Source organism: Streptomyces griseorubiginosus (assembly GCF_017614965.1).
Taxonomy (GTDB): Bacteria; Actinomycetota; Actinomycetes; order Streptomycetales; family Streptomycetaceae; genus Streptomyces; species Streptomyces griseorubiginosus_B.
On record NZ_WVUG01000440.1, the window covers coordinates 1 to 5758 of the forward strand.

The 5758-nt window shown below is 70.5% G+C and carries 5 protein-coding genes; 4 read left to right on the forward strand and 1 reads right to left on the reverse strand.

Features of this window, described 5'->3' with window-relative positions; translation table 11 throughout:
* Positions 1 to 754: 754 nt before the first annotated feature.
* The 4 genes from GRC12_RS41280 (at position 755) to GRC12_RS41295 (ending at position 4516) form a co-directional block, all read left to right on the forward strand.
* Entirely contained in the window at positions 755 to 1555 is an 801-nt protein-coding gene (locus GRC12_RS41280) for an ABC transporter permease (protein ID WP_308286744.1), read from the forward strand.
* A complete protein-coding gene (locus tag GRC12_RS41285) occupies positions 1548 to 2384 on the forward strand; it encodes an ABC transporter permease (protein ID WP_308286745.1) in 837 nt (278 codons plus the stop codon). The genes GRC12_RS41280 and GRC12_RS41285 overlap by 8 nt, the downstream gene beginning before the upstream one ends.
* Before the next feature lie 25 nt (positions 2385 to 2409).
* Positions 2410 to 3432, forward strand: coding sequence for an ABC transporter ATP-binding protein (locus GRC12_RS41290; protein ID WP_308286746.1), 1023 nt, complete (start codon positions 2410 to 2412; stop codon positions 3430 to 3432).
* 235 nt (positions 3433 to 3667) lie between these two features.
* A complete protein-coding gene (locus GRC12_RS41295) occupies positions 3668 to 4516 on the forward strand; it encodes a DUF1707 SHOCT-like domain-containing protein (protein ID WP_208785586.1) in 849 nt (282 codons plus the stop codon).
* Positions 4517 to 4558: 42 nt separating this feature from the next.
* On the opposite strand, the gene GRC12_RS41300 is transcribed toward GRC12_RS41295, so the two are convergent.
* The coding region (locus tag GRC12_RS41300) for an SGNH/GDSL hydrolase family protein (protein WP_208785587.1) at positions 4559 to 5758 on the reverse strand (1200 nt) is incomplete at its 5' end.

The window sequence follows — 5758 nt, forward strand, 5'->3', positions numbered from 1 at the left end:
GGGGTGCCGGGTGCCTGAGGCGAGGTGGGCTCGCCGGGCGTACCGGAGTCTTCGGGACGGTCAGCGTCTTCGGCGGGCACGGGTGCCAGGCGCTGGGTGGGGGAGTCGACCGTCTTCGGCCGGGCCGACGCGTCCGGCGTCTGGGGCCGGGTGGGCGTACTGGCCTGCGGAGACTCAGCCCCGGAACGCTCATCATTCCCGGTGGCAGGGGAACCCTCAGCCGTCCCGGCTGCCGATCCCTCAGCCACCCCAGCTACCGAACCCCCAGCCGGGGAAGCCTCGGTGGTCCCGTCGGTCGCGGAATCCTCGCTGATCCCGTCAGCCGCACGACCAGCCGCAGAATCCTCGCTGATCCCGTCAGCCGCAGGACCCTCAGGAGCCTCAGTCACCCCATCAGCCTCAGCGTCATCAACCGCGCCGGAGGTCGCCGTACTCCCCGGCGGATCCGCCGGCTCTGGGCTGTTCGACCTCGCCGCCCCCGGCTGTTCGGTGCCCTGTGGTGGGTCACTCGGTGCCGAGGCCTGGTTCGGCTGCTGCGGCTCGTCGCTCATGTGTTGCACGGACTCCTGTTTCGCGTCGTACGTTCCCGTACGCCCTCGAACGCCTTCTGCGCCCCCTGTTGAAGACTCTCGCACCAAGCGTTCCGTTCCCGGACCACGGCACGCTTCCGGCCCGGAAAATGCGTGGCGTCCGTCACTGCCAGGGCAGTAGGCTCCTGCGCTTCGGTGCCGGGCGGGCTGAGGAGGGCTGTGGCGTGGGCTCGGGACGGTTGTACGTTGCCGTCGCGGCGGGCGGATTCAGAAGATACGCGACGTATCGGGCGGCCACTGCGGCGGGGGTGTTCACCAACACCGTCTTCGGCCTGATCCTGGTGTACACCTACCTCGCCCTGTGGGACGAGAAGCCACACCTAGGGGGGTACGACCAGGCACAGGCCGTCACCTATGTGTGGCTGGGACAGGCGATCTTCGCCGCGCTCGCGATCGGCGGCAGCGGCGTCGAGTCGGAGCTGATGGAGCGGATCCGCACGGGCGACATCGCGATCGACCTCTACCGCCCCGCCGATCTGCAACTGTGGTGGCTGGCAGCCGACTTGGGCCGCACGCTGTTCCAGCTGCTGGGCCGGGGAGTGATCCCGTTCGCGTTCGGCGCGCTGCTCTTCCAGGTGGCGCTGCCCGAAGACCCGGCAACCTGGGCCGCCTTCGTGGTGTCCCTCCTGCTGGCGACCGTGGTCAGTTTCGGCATCCGGTATCTCATCGCGCTGCTCACGTTCTGGTTCATGGACGGCACCGGCATGACCCACATGACCATGCTCGCCGGGTTCTTCTGCTCCGGCATGATGCTGCCGCTCAACGTGTTCCCGGGGGCGCTCGGCGACGTCGTACGGGATCTGCCGTGGTCGTCGCTGCTGCAGAAGCCGGCGGACCTGCTGCTGGGGGAGGCCGACCCGTGGGGCACCTTCGCCTTCCAGGGGGCGTGGGCGGTGGCGCTGCTGGCGGCGGGGCGGCTGGTGCAGTCGGTGGCGACACGGAGGGTGGTCGTTCAGGGTGGCTGAAGCAGGGGTGCCGGGGAGCGGACGGCTGGTGGAGGGGCTGCGGGCCTACCGGCTGATCGGCGCGATGTGGATCCGCTCCACGATGGCCTACCGCGCGTCCTTCGCGATGACGACGTTCGCCAACTTCGCGGTGACCGCGCTCGACTTCGTCGCGATCCTGCTGATGTTCTCGCGGATCGACGCGCTCGGCGGCTGGCCACTGCCCGAAGTGGCCTTCCTGTACGGCCTGTCGAGCGTCGCGTTCGGTCTCGCGGACCTGGCGATCGGCTCGATGGAGCGGCTCGGACAGCGGGTGCGCGACGGCACCCTGGACACGCTGCTCGTGCGTCCGGCGCCGGTGCTGGCCCAGGTCGCAGCCGACCGTTTCGCGCTGCGCCGGCTCGGGCGGATCACGCAGGGATCGCTGGTCCTCGGGTACGCGCTGGCCGCCGTCGACATCCACTGGACGCCGCTGCGGCTGCTGTTGATGCCGGTGGCCGTGGTGAGCGGCGCGGCGATCTTCTGCGCGGTGTTCGTGGCGGGCGCGGCCTTCCAGTTCGTGGCGCAGGACGCCTCCGAGGTGCAGAACGCGTTCACCTACGGCGGCGCGACACTGCTGCAGTACCCGCCGACGGTGTTCGGACGTGAGCTGGTGCGCGGGGTGACCTTCCTTCTGCCGCTGGCCTTCGTCACCTGGATCCCGGCCGCGTATGTGCTGGGGCGGCCGATCCCGCTGGGTCTGCCGGACTGGGTGGCGTTCGCGCCGCCGCTGGTGGCGGGGGTGTGCTGCGCGCTCGCGGGGCTGGCGTGGCGGACGGGGCTCAGGTCGTATCGGAGTACGGGAAGTTGACGACTGGTAAGGGCAGTTGAGGACAGTGGACGATCACGTCACCGATCACTTCATCGAACATCGCGCCGATCACTTCATCGAACTCGACCGCGTCGAGAAGGTCTTCGACGTGCGCAAGAAGACCGGCTTCATGAAACGGGAGCGGCGCGAGGTCCGTGCCGTCGACTCGATCTCCTTCACCGTGGCGCGCGGTGAGATGGTCGGCTACATCGGGCCGAACGGCGCCGGGAAGTCGACGACGATCAAGATGCTCACCGGCATCCTCACCCCGAGCGGCGGCCGGCTGCGGGTCGCCGGCATCGACCCCTCCCGTGAGCGCACCCGTCTCGCCCACCGCATCGGCGTTGTCTTCGGGCAGCGTACGACGCTGTGGTGGGACCTTCCCCTGATCGACTCGTACCGGCTGATGCACCGCATGTACCGCATCCCCGACGCCCGTTACCGCGAGAACCTCGACCGCTGCGTCGAACTCCTCGAACTGGGCGACCTGTTGGACGTGCCGGTACGGCAGCTGTCGCTGGGCCAGCGGATGCGCGGGGACATCGCGGCGGCGCTGTTGCACGACCCCGAGGTGCTGTACCTCGACGAGCCGACCATCGGACTCGACGTCATCTCCAAGGCCAAGGTGCGTGGATTCCTGCGGGAGTTGAACGCCGAGCGCGGCACGACCGTCCTGCTGACCACCCACGATCTGCAGGACATCGAGCAGTTGTGCTCGCGCGTGATGGTCATCGACCACGGACGGCTCATGTACGACGGCCCGCTCACCGGGCTGCACGAGGTCGGCGAGAGCGAACGGACCCTGGTGGTGGACCTGGAACGGGAGTTGCCGCCGATCGAGATGCCGCCCGCGCGGGTGGTACGGGTGGAGGGGCCCCGGCAGTGGCTGGCGTTCCCGGCGGCCGAGTCGGCGGCGGCGCTGGTGGCGCGGGTCGCGGCGGAGTATCCGCTGGTCGACCTGTCGGTGCGGGAGCCGGACATCGAGGCGGTGATCGCCAGGATGTACGCGGGCGAGGCATCCGATGCGGCCGGGCAGGCGGTGCCGTAGCCTCCGGCGGGGGATATTGGCTGGACAGGTGGGTGTTGTGGCCTTCTGCCGGGGGTTGGCGGCTGGACAGGTGGGTGTTGTGGCCTTCTGCCGGGGGTTCGCGGCTGGGCAGGCGGGGTCGTACCCTTCGGCCGGGGAGCGCGGCTGGGCAAGCTGTCTCCTGGCCCGCTGCCGGGAACACGGCCGGGCAAGCGGTCTCGTAGCCTCCTGCCGGGGGAACTCGTAGGCTGCTGCCATGACCGAAGACGCCGCAGTCCCGGAACTTCGCGCATCCGACGCCGACCGTGAACGAGTCGCCGAGGTCCTGCGGGACGCCCTCGCCGAGGGCCGTCTCGACATGGAGGAGTTCGAGGAGCGGCTGGAGGCCACGTACAAGGCGCGGACGTACGGCGAACTGACGCCGATCACCCGCGACCTGCCGGTCGCCGGAGTCACCCCGCCCCCCTCCGTGTCGCTGACCAAGGAGCCGGAGCCGAGCGGGAGTTGGGCGGGCCGGATCGTCGGCGGCGAGGGGTCCTCGTCGTGGGCCGTCGCCGTGATGTCCGGGTTCGAGCGCAAGGGGCGCTGGACCGTGCCCCGCCAGTTCAACTGCTTCGCCCTCATGGGCGGCGGCGAACTCGACCTGCGCGAGGCGAACTTCGCCGACCGCGAGGTCGAGATCAACTGCATCGCGATCATGGGCGGGATGAACGTCATCGTCCCGCCCGGTGTCGAGGTCGTCGTACGCGGCATCGGGATCATGGGCGGGTTCGACCACCGCGAGGAGGGCGTACCGGCCGAGCCCGGCGCCCCGCGCGTGATCATCACCGGGTTCGCCTTCTGGGGCGGCGTCGGCGTCGAGCGCAAACTGACCCGCGAGGAACGCCGCCGGCTCAAGGAGGAGCGCCGCCAGCAGAAGCTGGAGCGCAAGGCGGGGCGGCCCCTGGGCGAGGGGTCCCTCGAGGGGTACGACGACCATCGGCGGATGCTGGAGGAGCACCGCGAGTGGCGCCGCGACCTGCGTGACGAGCGCCGCGAACGGCACGAGGAACGCCGCGAACGGCACCGGGAGCGCCGGGACCGACGCCGTCACGACGACTGGTGAGCGACGACTGGTGAGCAGGGGCCACGATGATCGGTGGGCGGTTCAGAGCCGTGCCGACGGGGAGCCCTTCAGGGACGTGAGGTCGATCGCGTCCGCCATCCGCTCGTAGCCCCGGTCGCTGGGGTGCAGATGGTCACCGGAGTCGTAGTCCGAGCGGAGCCTGCGCGGGTCGTACGGGTCCCGCAGGGCCTTGTCGAGGTCGACCACCGTGTCGTACACCCGCCCCGAGCGGATCTCGGCGTTGATCTCCTCCCGTACCTCCTCGCGTGCCGCGCTGTAGCCGCGGTGACCCTGGAAGGGCATCAGGGTCGCGCCGATGACCCGGATGCCGTGGGCGTGCGCCTCGCCGACCAGGGTGCGCAGACCGGCGACGACCTTGTCCGGGTCGGCGAGCCGGCGGTTGCGCAGGATGTCGTTGACGCCCAGGTCGATCACGACGACCCTGACGTTCGTCCGGGAGAGCACGTCCCGGGAGAACCGGTCGAGGCCGCTCTGGTTGTCGGCGGGACGGCCGCGCCCGCTCGCGAGGACCTGGTTGCCGCTGATGCCCTCGTTGACCACGCTGTAGCGCGGCACGTCATGGCCGGACCGCAGCGCCGTGCGCAGCCGCTGCGAAAGGATGTCGGGCCAGCGGTGGTTGGCGCTCAGCGTGGAGGTGATCCCGTCGGTCAGCGAGTCCCCGAAGGCGACCAGCGTGCCGTCCGCGTCGTTGCTGAGCACGTCCAGCGCGGTGAGGTAGCGCCAGTACGGCGTCCGCTCGGTGTAGGGGGCGCCGGACGTGTCCTCGGTGAGGTCGCCGTCCGCGACGTACGAGATCTGGCGGGCGCGCGGATGGTAGGTGACCGGGCCGGACGCGGTGGGCGAGTATGTGGTGACCAGGACGTCGCCGCCCTGCGGGACGAGGATCCGCACCACGTCGCTGAGCACCTGGTGACCGGCCGGGATGACGACCGTCGTGTTGCCACCGAACGTCAGCCGCCGCATGCTCTCCGCGCTCGCCGCCGCGCTGTCGGAGGCGACGGCCACGGCGATCGACGCATGCGTGATGGTCAGCGCCGACTGGCCGTAGAGGTTGGACAGCGTGATACGGGCACTCGTACCGCCGACGCTCGCGTGGACGACGTTGCGGACCGAACGGCCCGCCAGCCCCTCGGTCTCCGTGCCGGGCTCGGCGCCCGCCGGCGAGGCGGACCAGGCGCCGACCCAGACGCCGGTGGAGGCGGGGGCGGCGGGGTTGTGCGG

Coding starts and splice junctions, on each gene's coding strand:
- GRC12_RS41295 (WP_208785586.1), top strand. CDS start 3,668: ATGACCGAAGACGCCGCAGTCCCGGAACTTCGCGCATCCGACGCCGAC.